Source organism: Aeromonas sp. Marseille-Q7275 (genome assembly GCF_965119515.1).
Genome location: NZ_CBCPLW010000001.1, coordinates 84,155 through 108,249 on the forward strand (window position 1 = coordinate 84,155; position 24,095 = coordinate 108,249).

Annotated in this window: 25 protein-coding genes, 1 tRNA gene and 1 other annotated feature; of the genes, 21 read left to right on the forward strand and 5 right to left on the reverse strand. The window is 64.3% G+C overall.

The window, feature by feature from the left end:
* Window positions 1-2 precede the first annotated feature (2 nt).
* On the reverse strand, window positions 3-1,064 hold the full coding sequence (locus tag ACWPWQ_RS00380; RefSeq protein ID WP_454008744.1) for a PQQ-dependent sugar dehydrogenase: 1,062 nt from the start codon (window positions 1,062-1,064) through the stop codon (window positions 3-5).
* 279 nt (window positions 1,065-1,343) lie between these two features.
* On the opposite strand from ACWPWQ_RS00380, the gene ACWPWQ_RS00385 reads away from it, so the two are divergent.
* Window positions 1,344-2,984, forward strand: coding sequence for a SulP family inorganic anion transporter (locus ACWPWQ_RS00385; protein WP_454008745.1), 1,641 nt, complete (start codon window positions 1,344-1,346; stop codon window positions 2,982-2,984).
* A gap of 200 nt (window positions 2,985-3,184) precedes the next feature.
* On the opposite strand, the gene ppk2 is transcribed toward ACWPWQ_RS00385, so the two are convergent.
* The 3 genes from ppk2 to ACWPWQ_RS00400 form a co-directional block, all read right to left on the reverse strand.
* Window positions 3,185-4,009, reverse strand: coding sequence for a polyphosphate kinase 2 (ppk2, locus tag ACWPWQ_RS00390; RefSeq protein WP_247627116.1), 825 nt, complete (start codon window positions 4,007-4,009; stop codon window positions 3,185-3,187).
* 228 nt (window positions 4,010-4,237) lie between these two features.
* Window positions 4,238-4,314: transfer RNA gene (locus ACWPWQ_RS00395), tRNA-Arg, on the reverse strand.
* Window positions 4,315-4,364: 50 nt separating this feature from the next.
* Window positions 4,365-5,519 carry a flagellar assembly protein FlgT gene (locus ACWPWQ_RS00400; protein WP_404837016.1) on the reverse strand — a complete coding sequence of 385 codons (1,155 nt, stop codon included), beginning with the start codon at window positions 5,517-5,519 and terminating at the stop codon, window positions 4,365-4,367.
* A gap of 285 nt (window positions 5,520-5,804) precedes the next feature.
* On the opposite strand from ACWPWQ_RS00400, the gene ACWPWQ_RS00405 reads away from it, so the two are divergent.
* Both ACWPWQ_RS00405 and ACWPWQ_RS00410 read left to right on the forward strand, forming a co-directional pair.
* On the forward strand, window positions 5,805-6,425 hold the full coding sequence (locus ACWPWQ_RS00405) for a FlgO family outer membrane protein (protein ID WP_042650349.1): 621 nt from the start codon (window positions 5,805-5,807) through the stop codon (window positions 6,423-6,425).
* Window positions 6,426-6,445: 20 nt separating this feature from the next.
* Window positions 6,446-6,871 (forward strand): LPP20 family lipoprotein, encoded by a 426-nt coding sequence (locus tag ACWPWQ_RS00410; RefSeq protein ID WP_171272455.1) that lies wholly within the window; start codon window positions 6,446-6,448, stop codon window positions 6,869-6,871.
* A 426-nt stretch (window positions 6,872-7,297) separates the two neighbouring features.
* On the opposite strand, the gene pheA is transcribed toward ACWPWQ_RS00410, so the two are convergent.
* A complete protein-coding gene (gene pheA / locus ACWPWQ_RS00415) occupies window positions 7,298-8,470 on the reverse strand; it encodes a prephenate dehydratase (protein WP_202046986.1) in 1,173 nt (390 codons plus the stop codon).
* A gap of 38 nt (window positions 8,471-8,508) precedes the next feature.
* Window positions 8,509-8,631: a sequence feature (Phe leader region), on the reverse strand.
* A gap of 164 nt (window positions 8,632-8,795) precedes the next feature.
* Between pheA and ACWPWQ_RS00420 the strand changes: the two genes are divergently transcribed.
* From ACWPWQ_RS00420 to hcp, 18 genes are all read left to right on the forward strand, one after another.
* On the forward strand, window positions 8,796-9,395 hold the full coding sequence (locus ACWPWQ_RS00420; protein ID WP_454008746.1) for an HAD family hydrolase: 600 nt from the start codon (window positions 8,796-8,798) through the stop codon (window positions 9,393-9,395).
* A gap of 143 nt (window positions 9,396-9,538) precedes the next feature.
* Window positions 9,539-10,369: an adenine nucleotide alpha hydrolase family protein gene (locus ACWPWQ_RS00425; protein ID WP_202046984.1), complete on the forward strand. Its 831-nt coding sequence runs from the start codon at window positions 9,539-9,541 to the stop codon at window positions 10,367-10,369.
* Window positions 10,370-10,464: 95 nt separating this feature from the next.
* A complete protein-coding gene (locus ACWPWQ_RS00430; protein WP_139434195.1) occupies window positions 10,465-11,019 on the forward strand; it encodes a DUF3157 family protein in 555 nt (184 codons plus the stop codon).
* A 182-nt stretch (window positions 11,020-11,201) separates the two neighbouring features.
* Window positions 11,202-11,831, forward strand: a complete 630-nt coding sequence (locus tag ACWPWQ_RS00435; protein WP_139434196.1) for an autotransporter — start codon at window positions 11,202-11,204, stop codon at window positions 11,829-11,831.
* A 173-nt stretch (window positions 11,832-12,004) separates the two neighbouring features.
* Window positions 12,005-12,949 carry a YbgA family protein gene (locus ACWPWQ_RS00440; protein WP_265435762.1) on the forward strand — a complete coding sequence of 315 codons (945 nt, stop codon included), beginning with the start codon at window positions 12,005-12,007 and terminating at the stop codon, window positions 12,947-12,949.
* Window positions 12,950-13,081: 132 nt separating this feature from the next.
* Window positions 13,082-13,969, forward strand: coding sequence for a MerR family transcriptional regulator (locus ACWPWQ_RS00445; RefSeq protein WP_454008747.1), 888 nt, complete (start codon window positions 13,082-13,084; stop codon window positions 13,967-13,969).
* Window positions 13,966-15,390: a deoxyribodipyrimidine photo-lyase gene (phrB, locus tag ACWPWQ_RS00450; protein ID WP_454008748.1), complete on the forward strand. Its 1,425-nt coding sequence runs from the start codon at window positions 13,966-13,968 to the stop codon at window positions 15,388-15,390. Before ACWPWQ_RS00445 ends, phrB begins: the two co-directional genes overlap by 4 nt.
* 1 nt (window position 15,391) lies before the next feature.
* Window positions 15,392-15,820, forward strand: a complete 429-nt coding sequence (locus tag ACWPWQ_RS00455; RefSeq protein ID WP_202046980.1) for a nuclear transport factor 2 family protein — start codon at window positions 15,392-15,394, stop codon at window positions 15,818-15,820.
* On the forward strand, window positions 15,817-16,551 hold the full coding sequence (locus tag ACWPWQ_RS00460) for an SDR family NAD(P)-dependent oxidoreductase (RefSeq protein WP_454008749.1): 735 nt from the start codon (window positions 15,817-15,819) through the stop codon (window positions 16,549-16,551). The genes ACWPWQ_RS00455 and ACWPWQ_RS00460 overlap by 4 nt, the downstream gene beginning before the upstream one ends.
* A complete protein-coding gene (locus tag ACWPWQ_RS00465) occupies window positions 16,548-17,807 on the forward strand; it encodes an NAD(P)/FAD-dependent oxidoreductase (RefSeq protein WP_454008750.1) in 1,260 nt (419 codons plus the stop codon). The genes ACWPWQ_RS00460 and ACWPWQ_RS00465 overlap by 4 nt, the downstream gene beginning before the upstream one ends.
* On the forward strand, window positions 17,804-18,550 hold the full coding sequence (locus ACWPWQ_RS00470) for a DUF1365 domain-containing protein (protein ID WP_454008751.1): 747 nt from the start codon (window positions 17,804-17,806) through the stop codon (window positions 18,548-18,550). The genes ACWPWQ_RS00465 and ACWPWQ_RS00470 overlap by 4 nt, the downstream gene beginning before the upstream one ends.
* Window positions 18,550-19,806 (forward strand): class I SAM-dependent methyltransferase, encoded by a 1,257-nt coding sequence (locus tag ACWPWQ_RS00475; protein WP_454008752.1) that lies wholly within the window; start codon window positions 18,550-18,552, stop codon window positions 19,804-19,806. Before ACWPWQ_RS00470 ends, ACWPWQ_RS00475 begins: the two co-directional genes overlap by 1 nt.
* A 2-nt stretch (window positions 19,807-19,808) precedes the next feature.
* Window positions 19,809-20,219 (forward strand): DUF2878 family protein, encoded by a 411-nt coding sequence (locus ACWPWQ_RS00480; protein WP_454008753.1) that lies wholly within the window; start codon window positions 19,809-19,811, stop codon window positions 20,217-20,219.
* A gap of 61 nt (window positions 20,220-20,280) precedes the next feature.
* Complete coding sequence (locus ACWPWQ_RS00485; protein ID WP_454008754.1) at window positions 20,281-20,499, forward strand: TIGR02450 family Trp-rich protein; 219 nt, start codon at window positions 20,281-20,283, stop codon at window positions 20,497-20,499.
* On the forward strand, window positions 20,456-20,998 hold the full coding sequence (locus tag ACWPWQ_RS00490; RefSeq protein WP_162519112.1) for a chalcone isomerase family protein: 543 nt from the start codon (window positions 20,456-20,458) through the stop codon (window positions 20,996-20,998). The genes ACWPWQ_RS00485 and ACWPWQ_RS00490 overlap by 44 nt, the downstream gene beginning before the upstream one ends.
* Window positions 20,999-21,012: 14 nt before the next feature.
* The gene (locus tag ACWPWQ_RS00495; protein ID WP_454008755.1) at window positions 21,013-21,555 is read left to right on the forward strand and encodes a DUF3833 domain-containing protein; all 543 of its coding nucleotides are present in this window, start codon (window positions 21,013-21,015) and stop codon (window positions 21,553-21,555) included.
* Window positions 21,556-21,685: 130 nt separating this feature from the next.
* Window positions 21,686-22,153 (forward strand): Dps family protein, encoded by a 468-nt coding sequence (locus ACWPWQ_RS00500; protein WP_139434208.1) that lies wholly within the window; start codon window positions 21,686-21,688, stop codon window positions 22,151-22,153.
* A gap of 242 nt (window positions 22,154-22,395) precedes the next feature.
* Window positions 22,396-24,045 (forward strand): hydroxylamine reductase, encoded by a 1,650-nt coding sequence (gene hcp / locus ACWPWQ_RS00505; protein ID WP_454008756.1) that lies wholly within the window; start codon window positions 22,396-22,398, stop codon window positions 24,043-24,045.
* Window positions 24,046-24,095 lie beyond the last annotated feature (50 nt).

Here is a 24,095-nt window from a genome sequence, read left to right on the forward strand (position 1 = left end):
TGTCATGGGGTCAGTTTGAGCAGGCGCCCCTTGCCTGAGTCCGTCAGCAGATAGAGGGCGCCGTCCGCTCCCTCCTGCAGGGTACGGATCCGCTCCCCGAGATCGGTCAGCAGCCGCTCCTCCGAGACAATCTTGTCCCCCGCGAGGCGAAGGCGCAGCAGGGCCTGACCGCGCAGGGCGCCGACCAGCAGATCTCCCTGCCACACCTTGAACAGGGCGCCCTGATAAAACGCCATGCCCGAGGGGGCGATGGAGGGCACCCAGATCCAGCGCGGCGGCGTCAGACCCGGCGCGCTCTGGCCCACACCAATCTTGCCGCCCCCGTACTCCTCGCCGAAGGTCACTCTGGGCCAGCCGTAGTTGTGGCCCGGCAGGATGAGGTTCACCTCGTCCCCGCCCTGGGGGCCGTGCTCGTGGGCCCAGAACTGCTGGCTGCCTGGGCGCAGGGCGGCCCCCTGCATGTTGCGATGGCCCAGGCTCCAGATCTCCGGCAGGGCCCCCGCCGTCTTGACGAAGGGATTGTCGGCGGGCACCCGGCCATCCTTGTGCAGGCGCACCGTCTTGCCGAGGTGGTTATCCAGCGTCTGGGCCCGCTCCCGTTCGCTGTAGCGATCGCCTAGGGTGATGAAGAGATAGCCGTCCTCGGTCAGTACCAGGCGGGAGCCGAAGTGGGCGCCGCCGGCCACCTTGGGCTGCTGGCGAAACAGCAGTTGCCAGTCGACGAGGGTATCCTTTTGCAGCCGGGCCCGGGCCACGGCGGTGCCGGCTCCGCCGTCCCCCGGCTCGCTGTAGCTGAGATAGAGCCAGCCCTCGTCGTCCAGGGCGAGATCGAGCAGGCCCCCCTGACCCTGATTGGCGATGGGGGGCAGACCCGAGATGACATGGCGCTCGCCGTCGGCGTCGATGCGCAGCAGGCGGCCCGGGCGCTCGCCAATCAGATAGCCGCCCCCCGGCAGCAGGACCAGCCCCCAGGGATGGTTGAGCCCCTCCACCAGGGGCGTCAGTGTCAGCGCCCGGAGCGGGCTCACCAGGCAGATCAGCAGAAGTGGAAGCAGTCGCAGCAAGGGGGATCTCCTCTTGGAAGGGGGGCTGGCCGGCGGCGCAACGTCGCTGAAGTATAGGGGGTTGCCAACAGAGGGAGAGCGATGGCCCGCTCTGCGGGCTTTCCCCGCCGCGACTCTCAAGGCATTCAGCCCGACGCAAGGCGGGGCGCGTACACTTGATGGTGCGATGAGACATGGCTCGCACGCCTGGGCGAGCGGCCATGGTCATAGGCTGGCAACGGTCATTCGAGCGCCGGTGCAGCATCGGGGCCATAGGGCCATGAGTTCATGGAGGATAAGATGTCATCACCCGCGTCGGCGCCAAGGCGCTCCCTGTCCGACCTGCTGGCCGGCGTCACAGCGGCGGCGGTCGTGCTGCCCAAGGCCATGGCCTATGCCAGCGTGGCCGGTCTGCCGGTGGCCGTCGGTCTCTACACCGCCTTCGTGCCCATGCTGCTCTACGCCCTGCTGGGCTCCTCCCGGGTGCTCAGCGTCAGCTCCACCAGTACCCTGGCTATCCTGACCGCGACCCAGCTCGGGCTGGTGGTGCCGGACGGGGATCCCGGTCGGCTGCTCACAGTGACCGCCACCCTGACCCTGCTGGTGGGGGCCATGCTGATGCTGGCGGCGGTGCTGCGGCTCGGCTTCGTGGCCAACTTCATCTCCCTGCCGGTGCTGGTGGGGTTCAAGAGCGGCATAGGGCTGGTGATCATCCTCGATCAGCTGCCCAAGCTGTTCGGGGTGCACCTGCAGAAGGAGAACTTCTTCCTGGATCTCTACCACCTGGGGCTGGCCCTGCCCCAGAGCTCCTGGCTGACCCTGGGAGTCGCCCTGGCCACCCTGGTGGTGCTGGTGTTCATGGAGTGGTGCTTCCCCCATTCCCCCGCCCCCTTGCTGGGGGTGGGCATCGGCATCGCCCTGGTGTGGGGCTTTGGCCTGAACGAGGCGGGGGTGGCCATAGTCGGGACCATCCCCACCGGCTTGCCCGCCCTGACGATGCCGGACCTGACCCTGGTGTTGCAGTTGCTGCCGGGGGCGGCGGGCATAGCGCTGATGAGCTTCACCGAGACCATAGCCGCAGGGCGGGCCTTTGTGGGCAAGGAAGAGCCCGAGATCAACCCGAACCGCGAGCTGGTGGCCACCGGGCTGGCCAACCTGGGGGGCGCCTTCTGCGGCAGCATGCCGGCGGGGGGCGGCACCTCCCAGACCGCCGTGGTGCGCTCCGTCGGGGGCCTGAGCCAGTGGGCCTCCGCCGTCACCGCCGCCATGGCGCTGGCCACCATGATCTTCCTCGCCCCGCTGCTCTCCTGGCTGCCGAGCGCCACCCTGGCGGTGGTGGTCATCGTCTATTCGGTGGGGCTCATCCAGCCGGGGGAGTTTCGCAAGATAGGGCAGATTCGCATGATGGAGTTTCGCTGGGCCGCCATCGCCTGCCTGGGGGTGCTGCTGTTTGGCACCCTGGAGGGGATAGTGGTCGCCATCCTGGCCTCCCTGCTGGGGCTGGCCAGCCAGACGGCGCAGCCGCCCGTCTATGTGATTGGCCGCAAGCCCGGGGAGGATGTGCTGAGGCCGCTGGTCGCGCGCCATCCTGATGACGAGACGATTCCTGGCCTGCTCATCCTGCGGCCGGAGGGGCGCCTCTTCTTCATCAATGTGCAGCATGTGGCGGCCCGGATCCGCGAGCTGACCGAGACTCACCAGCCCGAGGTGGTGGTGCTGGACATGAGCCGGGTGCAGGACGTGGAGTACTCGGCGCTGATGATGCTGATGGAGGGGGAGCAGCAGGCCCGCGCCAGGGGGGTCACCCTCTGGCTGGCTGGGCTCAATCCCGGGGTGCTCGAGAACGTGCGCCGCAGCGGGCTGGCCGACCAGCTGGGGGAGGATCGCATGCTGTTCAATGCCAGGGCGGCGGTTCGCCAGTATCAGCAGAGCAGGGAGTGAGAGAGCAAGGAATGATCCGGAGGTTCCCCAATGCCCTGTTCAATGCCTGGGCGGCCATTCGCCAGTATCAGCAGAGCAGGGATTGAGGGGGCAAGGGACGAGCCAGAAGCCCCCCAATGCCAGGACACTCATCCGCCAGTATCAGCAGAGCAGGGAGTGAGGGGACAAGGGGCGAGCCGGAGGCTGCCCCTTGACGGTGATCAGAAGAGTTCCGGGATCACCCGGAGCGGGTGCTCCGAGGCCTTGACCTTGCCAATCTTGCGTTTTGGCAGCTTGACCGGCTCGGCTGGCAGCTCCTCGTAGGGAATGTGGTTCAGCAGGTGGGAGATGATGTTGAGCCGCACCCGTTTCTTGTCCTCTGAGCGAGCCACGAACCAGGGGGCCCAGGCGGTGTCGGTGGCGATGAACATGGCGTCCCGCGCCCGGGTGTAGTCATCCCAGCGATCGAAGGACTTGATGTCCATGGGGGAGAGCTTCCAGATCTTGCGCCCATCGTCGATGCGATCCCGCAGCCGTCGCTCCTGCTCTTCCGGGGTCACCTCCAGCCAGTACTTCAGCAAAATGATGCCAGAGTCCACCAGCGCTTTTTCCACCATGGGGGTGCCAGCCAGGAATTTGTCGCTCGCCTCCTGGCTGCAAAAGCCCATGATGCGCTCCACTCCGGCCCTGTTGTACCAGCTGCGATCGAAGATGACGATCTCGCCCGCCGCCGGCAGATGCGGAATATAGCGCTGGAAATAGAGCTGGCTCTTCTCCCGCTCCGTGGGGGCCGGCAGCGCTATGACCCTGAATATCCGGGGGCTGACCCGCTCGGTGATCGCCTTGATGGTGCCCCCCTTGCCGGCGCCGTCGCGCCCCTCGAAGACGATGCAGACCTTGAGCCCCTTGTGCACTACCCACTGCTGCAGCTTCACCAGCTCCACGTGCAGGCGACGCAGCTCCTTCTCGTATGCCTTGTTGCCAAGGGGCTTGGGCTCGGTGACCGGTACCGGCTGTTCTGCTTTGGATTTTTTCTTGCTAGCCATGATGTCCTTCTTTTTCTCGAACGGATGAGGAGTGGCCGTCATCCCGGACGGCGCACTTCAAGCGTAGATGACAGTTGTTTCGGTCAGGAAGGGAGCAGGCGAGCGGGGATCCGTATCTGGCGCGCCGCTTGGTGCCGGGAGGCTTTGCCTGGGAGGGTCGGGGCTGGCCGCCTGGGCCAGAAAGGCACAAGGGGTTGGCATCTTTCGATGCCAACCCCTTGTTTTGTATGGCGTTCCCGACTGGAGTCGAACCAGTGGCCTGTCCCTTAGGAGGGGACCGCTCTATCCTGCTGAGCTACGGGAACCTTGTGGCGGGCATTATACAAGAAGCATTGTGCTTTTAAACCCTTGATTCCTATTCCAATACGGCCAAATCACCGATTTGTACATTAAACGGCGAATATTTGTTCTGACTGCTGATGATGGCGCCATCCTCGAACACCTGCACCACCTCGAACAGGCCGTCGGCGGGGTTGCGCATCACCCGGGACTTGCCATAGGGGTCGATGAAGTCGGCGCTGTGCTGGACGCGGAACTGATCCCCGAGCTTGACCCCGTTGCGACGGCCCAGGCTGATGTGGGGGCCCCGTTCGTGCTGGGCCACGATGCGGGCGGTGACGGGGGCGCAGGCGAGTTCGGCGATGATGTCCTGGGCCGCCTCCTTCAGCTGGTAGCTCACCTCCTGGCCGTAGCTGGACTGCCAGAACTGGCCGCTGTGGCTGCCCACCTGTTCCCGCTTGGAGAAGGTCCAGTTGGCCCGGCCCTGATACTCCTTGCGCCCGAGCAGGCTGCCGTTGATGCCGTCGAACAGGTAGAGCTGCATGCGGAAGTTGCGGATCGGGTCTTCATACCAGCTGGTCAGCTGGTTGCCCTGGGGCTCGAGGGAGAGATCGTCGATGCTGCCGAGCACCAGATACTGGCTGTCGGTGCGCAGGCTCAGGGCCTTGATCTCCTCGAGGGCGCTGCGATCCCCCTGCTGCAGGTGGAGGGGATCGATGCGCAGGTTCTCGTCCAGCCACTGGCGGGCGACCACCCCCTGGGGCACCGCCGCCAGGGTCTCGAACAGGCGGCGGGAGAGATCCGCCGGCATGTCGTCGAGGGCGCCGGTGCTCGCCTGATCCGGGTAGCGCATGCGCAGGCGTACCAGCGTCAAATCCTTGGCGTAGTGCTGGGTCTGGCAGATCTGCCGCTCGGCCTGGATGTCGGCCACCAGGGTGATGTACATGCGGCCGTTGCGCACCTCCTCGCGCTTGAGGCGGTACTGGCGGATGTCGCCGCCGGAGCGGATCTGGATCTGCTCGGAGCGCAGGCTGCCGTTCTCCAGGCGCTGGATGCTGGAGACGGAGGCGCCGCTGGCCAGCAGGGCCTGACGCAGCGCATCCCGGGTCGCCTGCTCGCGGGCATAGACCTCGTCGCCCCCCAGGATGGCGGCACTGCCTTGCGCCTCTATGAGCTCGGCGCGGGCCGACAGACTGGCCAGCAACAGGGTTGACAGCAGCACAACTTTCATAACGTACACCTTGAATAGACGAACCCCTCTTGCACCCCGGGGGGCGGATGAGCGGCTTCATGGACACTGGCCTGGTTTGCACCGGGTGCGCAAATAAAAGCAAGATCCATGCCTTGTTCCGGCGAAAGGGTGTACAGCTCGCCGCATTTCCAGGCTCCAGCCTCTTTATTGGCGCCGCCCAAGGCCCTCTGGCGGATCATCGGGCGATCCTTGGCGCATTCCCGTCTCAAGTGTTGGCCGCTGCGACCGATAACAAGTCAGGTGTAGATACAGGAACAGGTATCCATGAACAGAATTATCACGGCGCTGGCGATTGCGCTGGCGCTGGCCGGCTGCGGGTCGGCCGACCCCATCAACCGGGATCAAGGGGATCCCCGGCAGGCGGCCAAGGGGATGGAGCTCAACTGGCTGGTGGCCCGCATGACGGATCAGCTGATGGAGCGCAAGTCCCTCACCACCCTGAGCGAGCCCATCGCCGTCGCCTCCTTCGTCGATCTCGACACCCTGAAAGACACCAACTGGATGGGGTTGCAGATCGAGGAGAGCTTCATCTACGAGCTGAACCGGCGCGGTGAGGTAGTGGTGGACTTCAAGACCACGGGCAGCATTCAAGTGACCCCCAGTGGAGATTTCGTGATGAGCCGCAACTACAAGGATCTCTCCGCCCGCCTGCCCATCTCCCGGATCCTGACCGGCACCTTCAGCCGCAATTCGCAGGGGATCCTGGTCAATGCCAGGATCATCGATCTGCGTACCAAGATGGTGGAGACCACGGCCCAGAGCCTGATCCCGCAACAATATCTGTCCGGCGCCAGCAACTCGTTTGGCCGGGCATCGGTCAACCGGGGTTACCTGATGCGGGGCGGCCAGAGCGCGTCCGGCCATCTGGTCAACCTGACCCCCTGATTTCTGAGGAGTAGAAAGCGATGAAAATCTTGTTGGGTTGCCTGATGGCCATGTTGCTGACGGCGTGTAGCGGGAACCGGGTCGTAAACTACGACCAGGGGGAGAAGCCGGATGACTTCCCGGTGCTCAAGGCGGTGGGCTACGCGGTGATCGACATCCAGCCCGGCCCCTCCCAGTCGGAGAAGATGCTGCAGGCTATCCGCGCGTCCAAGATGGACGCCTACCGGGAGTTGGCGGAGCAGCTCAACGGCCAGCAGGTGCGTGGCCAGAGCAGCTACAAGGACCTGACCCAGACCTCCAACTCCCTGGATGTGTCTGTGGCCGGTATGGTGCGCGGTGCCCGTGTGGTGGCGACCTATCCCCGTGGCAACACCTATGCCACCGAGCTGGAGCTCGACACCCGCAACCTCTATCACCTGAACCAGCTGATGGCGGGCCAGTTCTAGCGCCAGGAGCGGGACGCCACCCTCTGTCACCTGAACCAGCTGATGGCGGGCCAGTTCTAGCACCCGAAGCGGGACGTTATCCTCCGTCACCTGAGCCAGCCGATGTCGGGTCAGTTCCAGGGCGGGTGCGTGCGGACGCCGGCATGAGCCAGGCGGTCGTCACAGCACAGACAAAGGCGAGCGCAGGCTCGCCTTTTTGTTGTCCGGGGGTCGGGTCGGCAGGGGGCAGGAGCGGGGTTGGCACCCCGCCGGCGTGAGTCTGGGGCCCGGTTGGCGGCCCAGGTCGTATAACAGGAGTGAATGATGGGGATATGTCGCTCAGTTTTTCCGAACGCTAAATCGGGGGACTGGGGGCTGCGGCGCCGCCAGCGGGGAGGAGACGAAAGAGAGAGGCGAGCCTGATGCTCGCCTCTTGCCGTTCGGGGCTTAGCTGCCCATCAGCACCGGCGGCACTGCGGTCGGCTTGACGTCTTCGCTCGGGTAGCAGCCCAGCACCTTGACGTAGCGGGTGATCTTGGTCAGCTCCAGCAGGGCGGCCTGCATCTCTGGGGTCTGCAGGTTGGCGGAGACATCCAGGTAGAACATCTCCTCCCAGGGGTTGCCCTGCACCGGACGGGATTCCAGCTTGGTCATGTTGATCTCGTGGCTGCGCAGCACCAGCAGCGCCTCCACCAGGGAGCCCGGCTTCTGGGAGGTGGACATGATGAGGGTGGTCTTGGCCGGGATCTGGGGCGCCACGTCGATGGGCTTGCGCGCCACTACGATGAAGCGGCTGTAGTTCTCCTTCTGGTTCGCGAGCTGCTCGGCCAGCACGTCGAGGCCATACAGCTCGCCCCCGGCGGCGCTGCCGATGGCCGCCGCCTCCGGGCTCCCCAGCTCCTTCACCTTCATCATGGCGCTGGAGGAGGAGTCGCAGATCTCGTGGCGCGCCCCTTCCAGCTTGCTGAGGTAGTGGGAGCACTGCTGGAACACCTGGGGGTGGGCGTAGAAGGTCTTGATGCGGGACAGCTCGGTGGGCACGGCGGTGAGGATGCAGTGCTCTATGGGGTAGGTCAGCTCACCGACGATGGAGAGGGTGGTGTGCTGCATCACGTCGTACACCTCGTTGATGGAGCCCGAGCTGGTGTTCTCGATGGGCAGCACCCCGAAGGCGGCGCGCCCCGACTCCACGGTGTCCAGCACCTCGCGGAAGTTCTGGCAGTTCACCTCTATCACCTGATCCTTGTAGCGCGCCAGGTATTTGCGGGCGGCCAGGCTGGAGTAAGAGCCGCGCGGGCCCAGGTAGGCGACGCTGGTCATGGGCTCCTGCTGCTGGGGGTTGAGCAGGCTCTGCAGGTAGGCCTGCTGGGAGAGCACGGAGTCTTCGATGATGGTGTGGTAGATGCGGGTGATGTACTGGGCATCCAGTCCGAGGGCACGCCCTTTCTGGATCAGGGCAACCAGCAGATCCTGCTCCCGCTGGGTGTCGCGGATGGGACGGGGATTGGCCTGCTTGGCGCGGGCAACCTCGATGCTGAGGGTCTTGCGTTTGGCCAGCAGGGCGAGCAGCTCCTGATCCAACTGGGTGATGTCTTGTCTGATCTCGTCGAGCGTTGCCATGGTGGTTCCCTATCCAAATCTTCTGTGGTGGTTGCTGCAAAAAAAAGCCTCCGCGGGGGGAGGCTCGATTCGTCTTTGCTTTCTGTTGATGCGACGACAGGGCCTTCCCTCATGAGGGCCGGATAAACGAGAAAGCAAAGAAGAATGGTGTGTGCATGATGTTGTCCTGAATGTAACGTCATAACCATTAAGGGATTTGGCACGCCGATGCAAGTAAAACTTGCCCCGGTGCGTTGAACGGGGCAGGGTAGGTGGTCGGGATCCCTGGACGAATGAGTGTCACACCGGTCCCGTTGTTGCTGGTCAATGAGAGGGAGGCGAGAGGATGGCGATTATCTTCGATCTGGGACGGGTGGTGGTGAGCTGGGATCCGGTCGGCATAGTGCGCTCGGTGCGTGGACCGGATGGCGCCGAGGCCCTGGCGGAGCTGCTGTTCAACCACCCCGACTGGCTGGAGGTGGACAGGGGCACCCTCTCCCTGCACGCCATGGCGCGCCAGGCAGAGGCGCGCACCGGCCTGCCCATGGCACAGAACCTCGCCATCCTGCAGGCGGTGCCCGCCTCCCTGCAGCCGGATCCTGCCATGGTGGCGCTTATCGAGGCGCTGCACAGTGCCGGTCACCGGCTCTACGCCCTCTCCAACATGGGCCATGCCAGCATCGACTGGCTGGAGCAGCATCAGGAGTTCTGGCGCTTCTTCAGCGGCAAGGTGGTGTCGGCCCGGGTGCGGATGCTCAAGCCCGAGCCCGACATCTACCGCTATCTGCTTGTGTCGTTCGACCTCAAGGCCGGAGAGTGTCTCTTTATCGACGACAGCCCGGCCAACGTGGCGGCGGCCCGGGCGCTCGGCCTGCAGGGCATGGTGTTCACCGACGCCCCCGCATGCCGCCGGCAGCTGGTCGAGCAGGGATGGTTGCCCGCCTGAGGGGCCCTTCGCCGGGCCCGGAGAAAAGGGGGGCTGATTTGCCTCTTGGACGAATAAAGAACAACTTTGTCCCCATTCTTTAAGTGTCTATTCAGCTTTGTCATCGCAAAATAACATCCTATTCATCATCCGGAGCCGTTGTTATGGATGCCAATGTCGTCGCGCTGAATCGGGGATACGATCAGCTATTTCAGGCCAGGGAACAGAGGCTCATCAATACCCTGGCCGGTTACGGCGAACTGCTTGTCTCCTTCTCCGGCCGGCTGGAGTCCTGCTACAGCATGGATCTGTGCCGGGCCAGCGGGGTCCGCTTTCGGGCCATCACCCTGGACAACCCGACCCTGAGTCGCAAGGCGGTGGCCCGGGCCAAGCGCTACTGCAAGCACTACGGCATCGCCCACCAGGTGATCAGGACCGACGAGATGATCTTCAGCGTGCACCTCGGCCACCTCGCGGAGGTGACGGATCCGGTGCGCTACCTCTGCCAGCAGCTCGAGCACGATGACGGCCCCCCTATCCTGATGTCGGCCTCGGTGGAGGAGATGCGGGAGTATCTGCGGCGTTTCGACAGCGTGCCGGCCAATACCCTCTGGATCTTTGCCGAGCAGGGCATGACTCACAGGGACTTTCGCTATGGCTTCCACAAGCGCCAGCTGGCCCTGTGGGGGGCGGGGGGAGAGGCTTGCCTGAGCCAGCGCTTCTCCGACGTCGAGTCCCTGGACCGGCGCCACCTGCGCATGGTGGACATGGCCGAGCAGATGCTGTTCGACATGGGGTTGGACGGGGCCCAGGTCTTCTTCCATACCCTGGCGGACAGGGTCACCACCCTGGCCAGGATCAGGGTGCCCCAGCGTATGCGGGCCCTGGTGTTCGACATGCAGCCGAGCATCCAGAAGGCGCTCAAGAGCGCCCAGTTCGATCTGGTGACCCTGGACATGGTATCGGGGGAAGACCCCCAGCAGCTGGTCATCTGACCCCGGCCCAGGCCCGTAACGTGAGTCGGGTCATAGGCAAGGGCAGCCCGACTCTTTATACTGCTCCTTCTGCATCCCTATCGAGTCATCTGCCCATGAAACCCTTGTCCAGACTGCTGCTTGCCCTCTGCCTCTCCCCCATGCTGGCCCAGGCCGCGCCCCTGACCCAGGTCACCCTGGCCGATGGCCGTCAGGTGCAGCTCAACGACGACTTCACCTGGGAATACCTGCTGGTGAAGCCCGCCGAGACGGTGGCCGGCAAGACGGTGACGACGAGCGTGGCGGCGCCCGTGCTGACCGAGCAGGCCCTGGCCAATCCCGACCTGCTGGCCCAGGCGACCCGGGACGGGATCACGGTGACCCTGAACCAGGTGGAGGGCGAGGATCCGCTGCGTCTGCAGTTCATGGTGAGCAACACCGGCAGCCGCAACGTGGTGCGGGTCAACGGCAGCCTGACCCTGTTCAGTGCCGAGGGGGTGCAGCTGGCGACCCAGCCGGTGCGCTTCTGGGTCGGGGAGAATCGTCTGCCTGAATCTTATCTGCGCAAGGGCGAGCAGCGTCCGTCGCGGGCCATCGAGCTGGCCCGCCCGGCCAATCTGACCGGCAAGCCGCTGGTGCGGGTGCAGATCGACGAAGTGGAATTCCGCTAGGATAGCGGCGGGGACGGGCAGGCCCGTCCCCCATGGAGTGTTGCTCCGGTAACCGCCAGCAATATCTGCTTACATCTGACATGGTTTGGCAACAGCTTGCCGCTCGGCACCTCCCCCCTCGCCCGTCACAATGGCTCCATTCCAGTTAGGTTCCGCCTAACTCAACAATCGGAGTCAACTAAATGCAAAAACTCGCACTGTCTGTTCTGGTTCTGGCCGGCCTCTCTTCCACCTCCGTCCTGGCGCAAGATGCGTTCAGCTACGCCAAGGGATCTGCCACCTGGGCACACACCAAGTCCGACTACGTCGGTGGCAAGGACAGCAACAACCGCGATTTCGGTGGTCTGAGCCTGGATCTCTCCAAGAGCTTCGGCTCCAACTTCTACGGCCGTTTCGGCTCCGAATACACCTCCCGCAACAGCGGCAATGACAGCATGGCCATCTCCAATCTGGGTATGGGGGTATTCACTCCCCTCAGCACCGGCCTGAACCTGTACGGTGAAGCGGGTCTGATGGGCTACAGCATGGAGCGCGAGCTTGCCTCCAACGTCAACGACAGCGGCTGGGACGACATCACCCGCAAGCAGAGCGGCAGCCTCTACGGTGAAGTAGGCCTGCGCTACGACATCGGCGCCGTCGAGCTCTCCACCGGCTATCGCTACGCCAACATGACCGACGACATGCACGACTTCAAGGCGGGTGCCGCCTACAAGGTGAGCCAGAACCTGGCCCTCACCGCCGATTACACCTACCGCAACTGGGATCTGCAGAAAGGATCCATCACCAGCCTGGGTGTGAAATACAGCTTCTGATTTCCCTGTCTGTCGTGACGTCCATTTTGCCCATGACCCCGGTCATGGGCTTTTTCATTTTCCGGTGATCCTGTTTTCCCCCTTGTGTCGTATCGGTCCGTAATAGTTATACAACTTTCATTTCTTTGTATAACTGCTATAACTGGTTCAATGCTTATACAAGGGGCGCAATCATGTACAAGATCAAGGTCGGTATCAGTGCCTGTCTGCTGGGGCAGGAAGTGCGGTTCGACGGGGGCCACAAGCGCTCCAGTTTCTGCGAACGGGATCTTGGCGCCCACTTCGACTATCACCCGGTCTGCCCCGAGATGGCCATCGGCCTCGGCGCACCCCGCGCCGCCATCCGCCTGGTCAAGCGCCATGGGGAGGTGCGGGCCGAGGCGAGCAACGGCAGCTTCGACGTCACCGAGCGGCTCATCGCCTTCAGCGAGCAGAAGGCGCGCCAGCTCGACTTCATCTCCGGCTACATCCTCTGTGCCAAGTCACCCAGCTGCGGCATGGAGCGGGTGCGCATCTATGGCGCCAACAACGAAGGGAGCGCCAAGGAGGGAATTGGTCTCTTTGCCAAGGCCTTGATGGAGGCCAACCCCCTGCTGCCGGTGGAGGAAGACGGCCGCCTGTGCGATCCCATACTGCGGGAGAACTTCGTGCTGCGGGTCTTCGCCTATCACGACTGGCAGCAGCTCTGCGCCAGCGGGATCACCGCCGCCGCCCTTATCCGCTTTCATTCGCGCTACAAGTACCTGGTGCTCTCCCACGCCACCACCCACTACCGCACCCTTGGCAAGTTGCTCGGCAACCTCGGCAAGGCCAACCTGCAGGAGGTGGCCGACAACTACATCAAGGGCCTGATGGCGGCCCTGACCCTGCGTGCCAACCGTCGCAGCCACACCAATGTGCTGATGCACCTGCAGGGCTATTTCAAGCGGGTGCTGACCCCGGCCCAGAAGCAGGAGCTCTGCGACACCATAGACAAGTACCGCACCGGCATCTTCCCGCTGCTGGTGCCCCTCACCCTGATCCGCCACTACCTGCGGGAATACCCCAATGCCTACTTGTCCGAGCAGGTCTATCTCAACCCGCATCCCGATACGCTGAAATTGCGTTACGGGCTTTGAGAATGGCGAGATCAGCCTTATCCAGAGCCACATCCCGATACGCGCAAGCTGCGTGACGAGCTCTGAATTCGCTTGTGCCCCGCCGCAGCCTCTGGGCTCGGGGCGCCCATACCCTGTTGAATGGAAGTCACCATGTCAGATGTACCACAAGATGATGCCGCCAAGCCGGACGAGGGGGTCTACCCCATCCGCGAGGTCTCCCGCCTCACCGGCGTCAATGCCGTCACCCTGCGCGCCTGGCAGCGCCGCTACGGCCTGGTGCAGCCCGCCCGCACCGACAAGGGGCACCGCCTCTACAGCGAGCAGGATATCCGCCAGATAGGCGAGATCCTGAGCTGGCTGGAGCGGGGGGTGAGCATAGGCCAGGTGAAGGGGCTGTTGAGCGAGCCCCAGTCCCAGCCGGTGAGCGATCACTGGCAGCAGACCCTGGAGCAGTTCAGCCAGGCGCTGCTCGCCTTCAACCAGCGCAAGGCGGAGGCCGAGCTTAACGACCTGCTGGCGAGCTACCCCTTCGAGCTGGTGCGCAGCCGGGTGCTGCAGCCGCTGGTGGAGCGGCTGCTGGGCCTGTGGCGCGAGCGGCCGGATGGCGAGCTGCTGCAACAGGTGTGGCTGGGCTGGCTCCACACCCGCTTCGCCCGCCACCTCATCGAGCAGGAGAAGGGGCTGCCGGTCACCCTGGCGAGCTGGGGTCAGGTGGGCCCTCTCGATCTGGTCTGGGCGGCCTACGAGCTGATAGGTCAGGGCTATGAGGTGCAGTTGCTGGGGGCGGTGGAGCCGCGCCACGTCGCCCTGCTGGAGGGGCGAGCCCTCACCCCCTGGCGGGTGCTGCTGGGGGCCGGCCTCGGCAAGCCGGCGCTGGCCGCCGACTGGCCTGCCGGTACCCGGCTCTTTGGCGAGTTGGGGCGACTCTATGACGCTGACTGGCTGGCCGCTCACGGCTGGCGGGCGACCCTGGCCGAGGTGATGGCGGACAGGCCTGCCGCCCGTGGCTTGAGCGGGCGCGGGAGCAAGAGATCATGAGGCTGGTCTGGTTTCGCAATGACTTGCGCCTTTCCGACAACCCGGCGCTGCGTCATGGCTGCGCCAGCGATGAGCCGGTCGCCGCACTCTTCATCATCTCCCCCACCCAGTGGCGGCAGCACAAGATGGCCCCCATCCGCCAGCGCTTCATCCTGGCCCAGGTGGATGAGCTGGGCCGGGAGCTGGCGGCCCTCGGCATCCAGCTCCATCTGCTGCGAGTCGAGACCTTTGCCGAGGTGCCTGCGGCGCTGGCTGACCTCTGCCGCGAGCTCGGCGTCACCCAGCTCTACGCCAATCAGGCCATCGAGCTTGACGAACAGCGCCGGGACCATGCGGTCACCGCCGCGCTGGCAGAGCAGGAGGTGAGTTGCCACTGGCTCAACGGCTGCTGCGTGCTGCCCCCTGGACGGGTGCTGACCGGCGGGAGGGAGATGTTCAAGGTCTTCACCCCCTTCAGCCGCGCCTGGCTCAAGGCGCTGGATGAGGATGGCTTCGTCATCCACAGAGCCCCGGCACCCCGGGGCGAGCCCCTGCCCTGGCAGCCGCTGGCCGAGCGGGCCTCTGTCGATGAGGGGATCGGGGAGCTGACCCCGGATCCCCGCTGGCCGGTGGGGGAGGCCGAGGCCCTGCGGCGGCTGCATGCCTTCCTGGATCAGGGGGTGCTGGACTACGGCGAGACCCGGGATTTTCCGGCGCTGGCGGGTACCTCCATCCTCTCCCCCTATCTGGCGGCGGGCATCGTCAGCCCCCGTCAATGCGTGGCGGCCTTGCAGCAGCGACTCGGCGGCCGGCCCCAGTCCAAGGCGCAGCCCGGTTTCGTCTGGCTCAATGAACTCATCTGGCGCGAGTTCTATCGCCACCTGCTGGTACTGATCCCGACCCTCTCGATGAATCGCCCTTTCAAGCCAGAGACGGCGGCCCTGCCCTGGAGCTGGGACCCGGATGCGTTTGCCGCCTGGTGCGAGGGGCGCACCGGTTATCCCATAGTCGATGCGGCCATGCGCTGCCTCAACGCCACCGGCTGGATGCACAACCGGCTGCGGATGATAGTGGCGAGTTTCCTGACCAAGGATCTGCATATCCACTGGCGGCTCGGGGAGGATTACTTCATGAGCCAGCTCATCGACGGGGATCTGGCGGCCAACAATGGCGGCTGGCAGTGGGCGGCGGGCACAGGCGCCGATGCGGCCCCCTACTTTCGGGTGTTCAACCCGACGACTCAGGGGCAACGATTTGATCCACAAGGGGAGTTTATCCGTACCTGGGTATCTGAGCTTGCCGATCTGCCTGCCACCCATGTGCACCAGCCCCACAACTGGTTGCGGCTCAAGGGGCGGCAGGACTACCCGGCGCCCATGGTGGATCATGCCGTTGCACGGGTGAGGGCCATCGAGATGTTCCGTGACCTGGAGAAGCAATAACATGAACGACGCGCTGGCCCATTTCATCGTCCTCTACCTGCAGCTGGACAAGCACCAGTTGCACCGCCTGCCGGAGATCTATGCCGAGCAGGTGGTGTTCATCGATCCGGCCCACCGCATCGAGGGGCTGGCCGCGCTCACCCGCTATTTTTCCTCCCTCTACGACCGGCTCAAGGAGTGCCGCTTCGAGATCACCAGCCAGCAGCAGCAGGGCAATGAAGCCTGGCTCAGCTGGGTCATGATCTTCGCTCACCCCAGGATCGCCGGTGGTCGGCCCGTGCGGGTCGAGGGCGCCACCCGGCTGCAGTTCGATGCCTGGGGCAAGATCTGCCTGCACCGGGACTACTTCGATCTCGGCGCCATGCTCTACGAGCAGTTGCCGCTGCTCGGGCCCGTGGTGCGCGCCATCAAGGGGAGGCTGGGAGCATGAGCGGACGCGTGCTGATCACCGGGGCCACCTCCGGCATAGGTCGCCAGCTGGCGCTCGATTATCGGCGCGCTGGCTGGCAGGTGTGGGGCTGTGGCCGGGACGGCGAGCGACTGCAGGAGCTGGGGCTTCACGGCATCACTCCCCTGCAGTTCGATGCACGGGACAGCGTCGCCATGGCAGAGATCGCCGCCGGTCTGCCCACGCTGGACCTGGTGATCCTCAACGCAGGCAACTGCGAGTACATGGATGTTGCCGAGGGATTTGACAGCGCGCTGTTTGCCCGGGTGATCGAGACCAACCTCATCGCCACCGGCCACGCCCTGGCCGCCTTCCTGCCGCGGCTGGCGGCCGGGTCGCGGCTCGTCATCGTCAGCTCCTCGGTGAGCTGGCTGCCGCTGCCAAGGGCCGAGGCCTATGGCGCCTCCAAGGCGGCCCTCGATTATCTGGCCCATACCCTGCGCCTCGATCTCGCCAGCAAGGGGATAGGGGTCACCCTGATCCGCCCGGGCTTCGTGCAAACGCCGCTCACCGCGAAGAATGATTTTCCCATGCCCTGTCTGGTGACGGTGGAGGAGGCATCCCGCGCCATCATGGGCGGGCTGGCTGCCGGTCGCCACCAGATCCACTTCCCCCGTCGCTTCATCTGGCTGCTGCGCCTGCTGGGCGCACTGCCGACGGGGCTCTGGCTGCGGCTGGGGCGCACCCTCATCTCGAAAGGATCCCCTTCATGAAGAAAAAGATCGCCATCATAGGTTCCGGGATCTCGGGTCTCAGCGCCGGTTTTCTGCTCCACAAGCGGCACGACATCACCTTGTTCGAGGCGGCCCCCCTGCTCGGCGGACATACCGCCACCGTGGATGTCAGCCTGGCCGGTCGCAGCTATGCCATCGACACCGGCTTTATCGTCTTCAACGATCGCACCTACCCGAATTTCCTGAAACTGCTGGAGCGGATCGGGGTGGCGCGCCAGCCCACCGAGATGAGCTTCTCGGTCAAGAGCCCCCAGGGGCTGGAGTACAACGGCCACAATCTGGATACCCTGTTTGCCCAGCGCAGCAACCTGCTGAGCCCACGCTTCTACCGCTTCGTCGCCGAGATACTGCGCTTCAACCGGGAGGCTCGCGCCTGGCTGGCGGAGCTTGGGCGCCACGGCGGTGGCAGTGAACCTACCCTGGGGGACTTCCTGCAACTGGGGGAGTTCAGCGACTACTTCGCCCGTCACTACATACTGCCCATGGGGGCGGCCATCTGGTCCTCCACCCTGGCGGACATGCGCGCCTTTCCGCTGGGCTTCTTTCTGCGTTTCTTTGCCAACCACGGCCTGCTGGATGTGGCCAACCGTCCTCAGTGGTATGTCATTCCGGGCGGCTCGCGGGAATACATAGGCCCGCTCACCGCAGGCTGGCTGCCGCGGATCCGGCTGGCCTGCCCGGTGCAGGGGATAAGGCGCACGGCCGAGGGGGTGCTGATCCGAAGCGGCTACGGGGAGGAGCACTTTGACGAGGTGATCCTCGCCTGTCACAGCGATCAGGCCCTGGCCCTGCTGACGGATGCGAGCGAAGGGGAGCAGGCCATTCTCGGTGCCATGGCCTATCAGGCCAACGACGTCTGGCTTCACACCGATGCGAGCTGCCTGCCGCTCCGGCCAAAGGCCTGGGCCAGCTGGAACTATCAGCTCGGGGACGACGACGAGGCGCGCCCCCTGGTGAGCTACAACATGAACATTTTGCAGGGGATAAGCTCGCCGCAACCCTTCTGCGTCAGCCTCAATCCCCAGGGCCGGGTGGACGAGAGCAAGGTGCTGCGCCGCTTCGTCTATCATCATCCGGTCTTCAATCAGGCCTCCATCGCCGCCCAGCAGCGGCGGGCCGAGATCTGCAGCCGGCAGCACACCCATTTCTGCGGCGCCTACTGGTACAACGGCTTTCACGAGGACGGGGTGCGCAGCGCCCTGGACGTAGCCAGTCGCTTCGGAGCCAGCCTGTGAAGGCCGCCAGCGACACCATCAGCGCCATCTGGCAGGGCTCGGTGCGCCACCGGCGCTTCGCGCCGCGCAGCCACGCCTTCTCTTACGGCCTCTTCATGCTGGGGCTGGATCTGGACGAGCTGCCGGGGCTCAGCCAGGGACGCTGGTTTGGCGTGGAGCGGGCGGGGCTGCTCTCCTTTCGCCGCAACGACTATCTGGTTGGCGGCGAAGGGCCCCTCAAGCAGGCGGTGTGGGACAAGGTGAGCGAACTGGGTGGCGACGCCGAGCCGGACGGCCGGGTGCTGCTGCTCGGCAACGTGCGCTGCCTGGGTTTCTACTTCAGCCCGGTCAACTTCTACTTCTGCTACCGGGAGGGGGAGGCGCGCTATCTGCTGGCGGAGGTATCGAACACCCCCTGGAACGAGCGCCACTACTATCTGCTGGATCTGGCGGCCCTGGCCCCCCACGACAAGGACTTTCACGTCTCCCCCTTCATGGGGCTGGCCATGCGCTATCACTGGCGCATCCGCCCGCCTGAAGAGGAGACGTTGATCCATATCGAGAGTCATCCCAGATCCGGCGAGGCCAAGCTGTTCGACGCCACCCTGGCGCTGCGCCGCGAGCCGCTGTCGCGCCCTGGGCTCGCGGCCCTGCTCGTCCGCTGGCCCTGGATGACCCTCAAGGTGCTGCTCGGGATCTACTGGCAGGCCCTGCGTCTTTTTATCAAACGAACTCCCATCTTTAGCCATCCGGAGAGCCGCTAATGGAACTTGCTCAATCAACCCTCTCTGCCTCTTTCATCGACAAGGGGGCCAGGCAATTGCTGCTCAGTCTGCTGGGACGCCTCGAACAGGGGCAACTGCTGCTGCGGGACGGCAACGAGCGCCACAGCTTCGGGGTGGCGGGCACTGACCTGCACGCCGAGGTGGTGGTGCAGGATCCCGCCTTCTATCGCCGCCTGCTGCTGGGGGGCAGCATAGCCGCCGGTGAAACCTGGGTGGAGGGGCTCTGGACCAGCCCGGATCCGGTGGTGCTGGTGCGGCTGCTGGCGCGCAACCTGCCGCTGCTCGACACCCTGGAGCGGCGACTCGGCTGGCTCAGCTTCCCGTTCAACAAGGTGCGTCATTGGCGCAGCCGCAACACCCTGACCGGGTCGAGATCCAACATCGCCGCCCACTATGATCTCGGCAACGCCCTCTATCAGGGCTTCCTCGACAGCCACATGCAGTATTCGAGCGCCATCTACCCGAGCGCCGAGGCCACCCTGGAGCAGGGGCAGCAGGCCAAGCTGCGCACCATCTGCGAGCGGCTCGAGCTGGGACCGGAGGATCACCTGCTGGAGATAGGCACCGGCTGGGGCGGCCTCGCCGTCTATGCCGCCCGCCATTACGGCTGCCGGGTGACCACTACGACAATCTCCCAGGCCCAGCATGACTACGCCAAAGAGTGGATTGCCCGGGAGGGGCTGGGGGAGTGCATCACCTTGCTGCTGGAGGATTACCGCAAGCTGGAGGGGCACTTCGACAAGCTGGTCTCCATCGAGATGATAGAGGCGGTGGGGCACGCCTTCCTGCCGGACTACTTCCGCCAGCTGTCGCGCCTGCTCAAGCCCGGTGGCCGCCTGCTGATCCAGGCCATCACCATAGCCGATCAGCGCCACGCCCAGTATCTGCGCGGAGTCGACTTCATCCAGCGCTACATCTTCCCCGGCGGCTGCCTGCCGAGCGTCTCCCAGATGGCGGGGCTGCTCGCCCGGGAGACCGATATGCAGCTGGTGCGGCTGCACGATCACGGCCACCACTATGCCCGCACCCTGGCCCACTGGTGCGAGCGCTTCCTGGCGCTGGCCCCCGAGCTGCCGAGGCTCGGCTACAGCCAGGACTTCATCCGGCTGTGGCACTTCTATTTTGCCTATTGCGAGGGGGGCTTCTGGGAGCGGGCCATCAGCCTGGTGCAGCTGGAGGCGGCCAAGCCGGGCCCGCTTGGCTGGTCCGGTGATCTGCCAGTGAGCGGTCACTGACCATGTGGCAGTGGGCCCACCTGCTGGGATTCAACCTCTACTGGTTGCTGGCGGTGAAATGGCAGCAACCTGGCCCGCTGCTGCTGATGTTGTTGCTCCATTTTCTCTTCTCCCCCCGCCGTCGGTATGACTGGCGGCTCATACCCGTCGCCCTGGCAGGCTGTCTGCTCGACATCCTGCTCTGGCGGCTCGGCCTGTTCCAGTTTCCGGCCGGTTTCCCGCTCTGGCTGTTGCTGCTCTGGTGCGGTTTTGCCCTGACCCTCTCCCACGGTCTGCGCTGGCTTCGGCCTTGCCGCGCTGGCAGCAGGCGCGCTGTTGTATGGTGGGGGGCGAGCTCCTATGTGGCAGGGGCTGCCATGGGGCAATGCACTTACCCTGGGGCATCTGGATCAGCACGGCGCTGCTGGCGGTGATCTGGATGGGGTGGTTACCCGTACTGTTGTGGGTAACGGTGACGCTGGAGGGTGAGCCTAGATGAACACCTTTTCGACCGACGCCTTGTTGTTTTCCAAATGGACCAAGGAGAGCCAGTTCGAGCTGGCCGACCGCTTCTACCTGGTGGTGGCCTGCCAGCGGGATGCGCGAGGTCAACTGGCGAGCGTGGTGATGCAGGATATCAATACCCTGCAGGAACAGGAGATGGACTGGCATGAACTGGAAGATCCCACCCATTGGCACATGGGGTGGAGCTAGCACCTTGCTGGCGGCGCTGACGCTGCTGTTTGCCAGTGCGGTGCAGGCCTCTGCCACCCCCTGGCAACAACTGAGCCCGGTCGGGCAGGGGGAGATGAGCTGGCTCTGGTTCAAGCTCTATGACGCCACCCTCTACAGCGCGAGCGGACGCTACGAGCCGGGTCGCTATCCGCAGGCCCTGACCCTCACCTATGCCAGAGCCATAGAGCGGGAAGATCTGCTGAGCGCCACCGCCGCCGAGTGGCAGCGGCTTGGCCTTGGCAGCGAGACGGATCGCGAGCGCTGGCTCGGCCGGCTCGCCGCCCTCTGGCCCGATGTCGGGGCTGGGGACAGACTCACCTTCTATGTGGACAGTGCGGGAGCCGGTCACTTCTGGTGGCAGGACAAGCCCCTGGGTTCCCTTGCCGATCCGCAGTTTTCCGCCGCCTTTCTGGCCATCTGGCTCGCCGACAACAGTCGCGATCCCGCCCTTACCCGCCGCCTGCGCGGCCAACCCTGATACTGGAGTCCCGCATGCCTCTCTACCGCACATGGCGCCTTCTGCTGCTGTGGTCACTGCTGTTGCTGACTGGTTGTGGCGCCAGCCTCGATGACTATAGAGGGCAGGGCCCGAACTGGGATCTCGCCCGTTTCTTCAATGGCAAGCTGGTGGCCCATGGCCTGGTGACGGACCGTAGCGGCGAAGTGACCAGTCGCTTTCGGGTCGAGATGCAGGGGCGCTGGCGAGAGGGCAAGGGGGAGCTGTTCGAGCAGTTCTATTTCGATGATGGTCGCCAGCAGACCCGCACCTGGTTTCTGAGCAAAGGGGCGGATGGTCACTGGCGCGGCACCGCCTCGGACGTGGTGGGGGAGGCGGTGGGCAAGACGGCAGGCTTTGCCCTGAACTGGCGCTATCAACTCGATCTGGCCCTGCCGGACGGGGATGTGGTGCGGGTGAGCTTCGATGACTGGATGTATCTGCTGGATGAAGATCGCCTGATCAATCGCGCGAAGATCAGCAAGTTCGGCATTCATCTGGGGGAGGTGATCCTCTATATCGAGCGGCTTGAGCGATGAGAGCGGGTGTTTTTCCTGCTGACGATAGCCAATCGCTATCAATGGGCAAGGTACAAGCAATTGTCCTTTGAGTCTGTGCGGGGATATGCTGACTCCGTTCCCGATAATGTTTACCACCTGGAGGTGAATGATGAAGAGCCCCATTGGTCTTGATACCGTTCAATCACAAGCCCTGGCCGCCGAGCTGAACAAGTTGCTGGCCAGCTACCAGATCCTCTACATGAACGTTCGTGGTTTCCACTGGAACATCCGCGGCAACCAGTTCTTCGAGCTGCACCTGAAATTCGAAGAGATCTACAACGATCTGCTGCTGAAGGTCGATGCCCTGGCCGAGCGCATCCTCACCCTGGATGGGGTGCCCCTGCACAGCTTCAGCGACTACATCAAGGTCTCAGCCATCCCCGAGCAGAAGGGGCTGCACGACGGCCGTGCCTGCGTCGAATCCCTGCTGGAGAGTTTCCGCGAGCTACTGGTGGCCCAGCGCCGCATCCTGGGGCAGGCCGCCGAAGCCGGTGACGAGGGTACCGCCTCCATCCTCTCCGACTATGTGCAGCAGCAGGAGAAACTGGTCTGGATGCTGCGGGCCTATCTGGCCTGATGAAGTCAGGGCCGGATGCCACGAGTGGCGCCGGCCCGATCGTTCCGCATCCCCTGTTGCTGCAATCCCGAATTGTCTTTGATGTTATCCACCCGCTTGCCGCCCAATTTGGGCGGCTTTTTTGTATTTGATCTGCATCAATGAAAAGTTAATTGGTAAATTGAATGCCTATTAAGTTTTGAGCCGGGGGAATAGAATCGCCACAAAACAAACAACTGAAATGTCCAATTAGGAGAGGCATGATGTTTTGTGTGCAATGTGAACAGACAATTCGTACCCCCGCAGGCAATGGCTGCGCTTACGCACAAGGCATGTGCGGCAAGACGGCTGAAACCTCGGATCTGCAGGATGTGCTGATCTATGCGTTGCAGGGGCTCAGCGCCTGGTCCCTGGCCGCCCGCGAGCACGGCATGATCGATGACGAGATCGACGCCTTCGTGCCCAAGGCCTTCTTCGCCACCCTCACCAACGTCAACTTCGACTCGGCGCGCATCGTCGGCTATGTGAATCAGGCGATGGCCTATCGTCAGCAGCTGGCCGCCAAGCTGGCACCGCTGGCGGTGCAGGTAAGCGATCTGCCTGCCGCCGCCCGCTTCGAGCCGGGCAGCGAGCTGCTGGAACAGCTGGCCCATGCGCCCCAGACTGCGGTCAATCGCGGCAAGAGCGAGGTCAATGAAGACATCATGGGGCTGCGTCTGCTCTGCCTCTACGGCCTCAAGGGCGCCGCCGCCTATATGGAGCATGCCCGGGTGCTGGATCAGCAGGATGCCGGGGTAGCCGCCGAATTCCACCGCATCATGAGCTGGCTCGGCACGGATCCCAGCGATCTGGATCCCCTGTTCAAGTGCGCCATGGAGATAGGCCTGCTCAACTTCCGCATCATGGAGATGCTGGATCTCGGCGAAACCACGGCGTTTGGCCACCCCGAGCCGACCCAGGTGCGCGTCACTCCGGTGCCGGGCAAGTGCATCCTGGTCTCCGGCCACGACATGGTGGATCTCAAGCTCATCCTGGAGCAGACCAAAGGCACCGGCATCAACGTCTATACCCACGGCGAGATGCTGCCGGCCCTGGCCTACCCCTTCTTCAAGCAGTATCCGCACCTGGTGGGCAACTACGGCTCCGCCTGGCAGAACCAGCAGAAGGAGTTCGCGAACTTCCCCGGCGCCGTGGTGATGACCTCCAACTGCATCATCGACCCGAACGTGGGCAACTACTCGGATCGCATCTTCACCCGCTCCATCGTCGGCTGGCCGGGGGTGACCCATCTGGAAGGAGAGGACTTCTCTGCCGTTATCGCCAAGGCCCAGGCGCTGGAAGGCTTCAAGCACGTTGAGCTGGAGCACTTCATCACCATCGGCTTTGCTCGCAACGCCCTGATGCAGGCCGCCCCCGCGGTGATCGAGAAGGTCAAGGCCGGGGAGATCAGTCACTTCTTCCTGGTGGGGGGCTGTGACGGCGACCGTGCCGAGCGCGCCTACTACACCGAGTTCGCCAAGGGGATACCGCAGGACAGCCTGCTGCTCACCCTGGGCTGCGGCAAGTACAAGTTCAACAAGCTCGATTTCGGCGACATCGGCGGCATTCCGCGCCTGCTGGACGTGGGCCAGTGCAACGACGCCTACTCCGCCATCCAGCTCGCCCTGGCGCTCTCCGAGGCATTCGAGTGCGGTGTCAACGATCTGCCGTTGACCCTGGTGCTCTCCTGGTTCGAGCAAAAAGCCATCGTCATCCTGCTCACCCTGCTGGCGCTCGGGGTGAAGGACATCCGCACCGGCCCGACCGCTCCGGCCTTCCTCACCCCGGCCCTGCTCAAGGTGCTGGAGGAGCAGTTTGGCCTGAAAGGGACCACCACGGCCGAGGCTGACTTGGCCGAGATCCTGGCGGCCTGATCCATTCAGCATGTTGTAAGCCTTTGGCGAGCCTGATGGCTCGCCTTTTT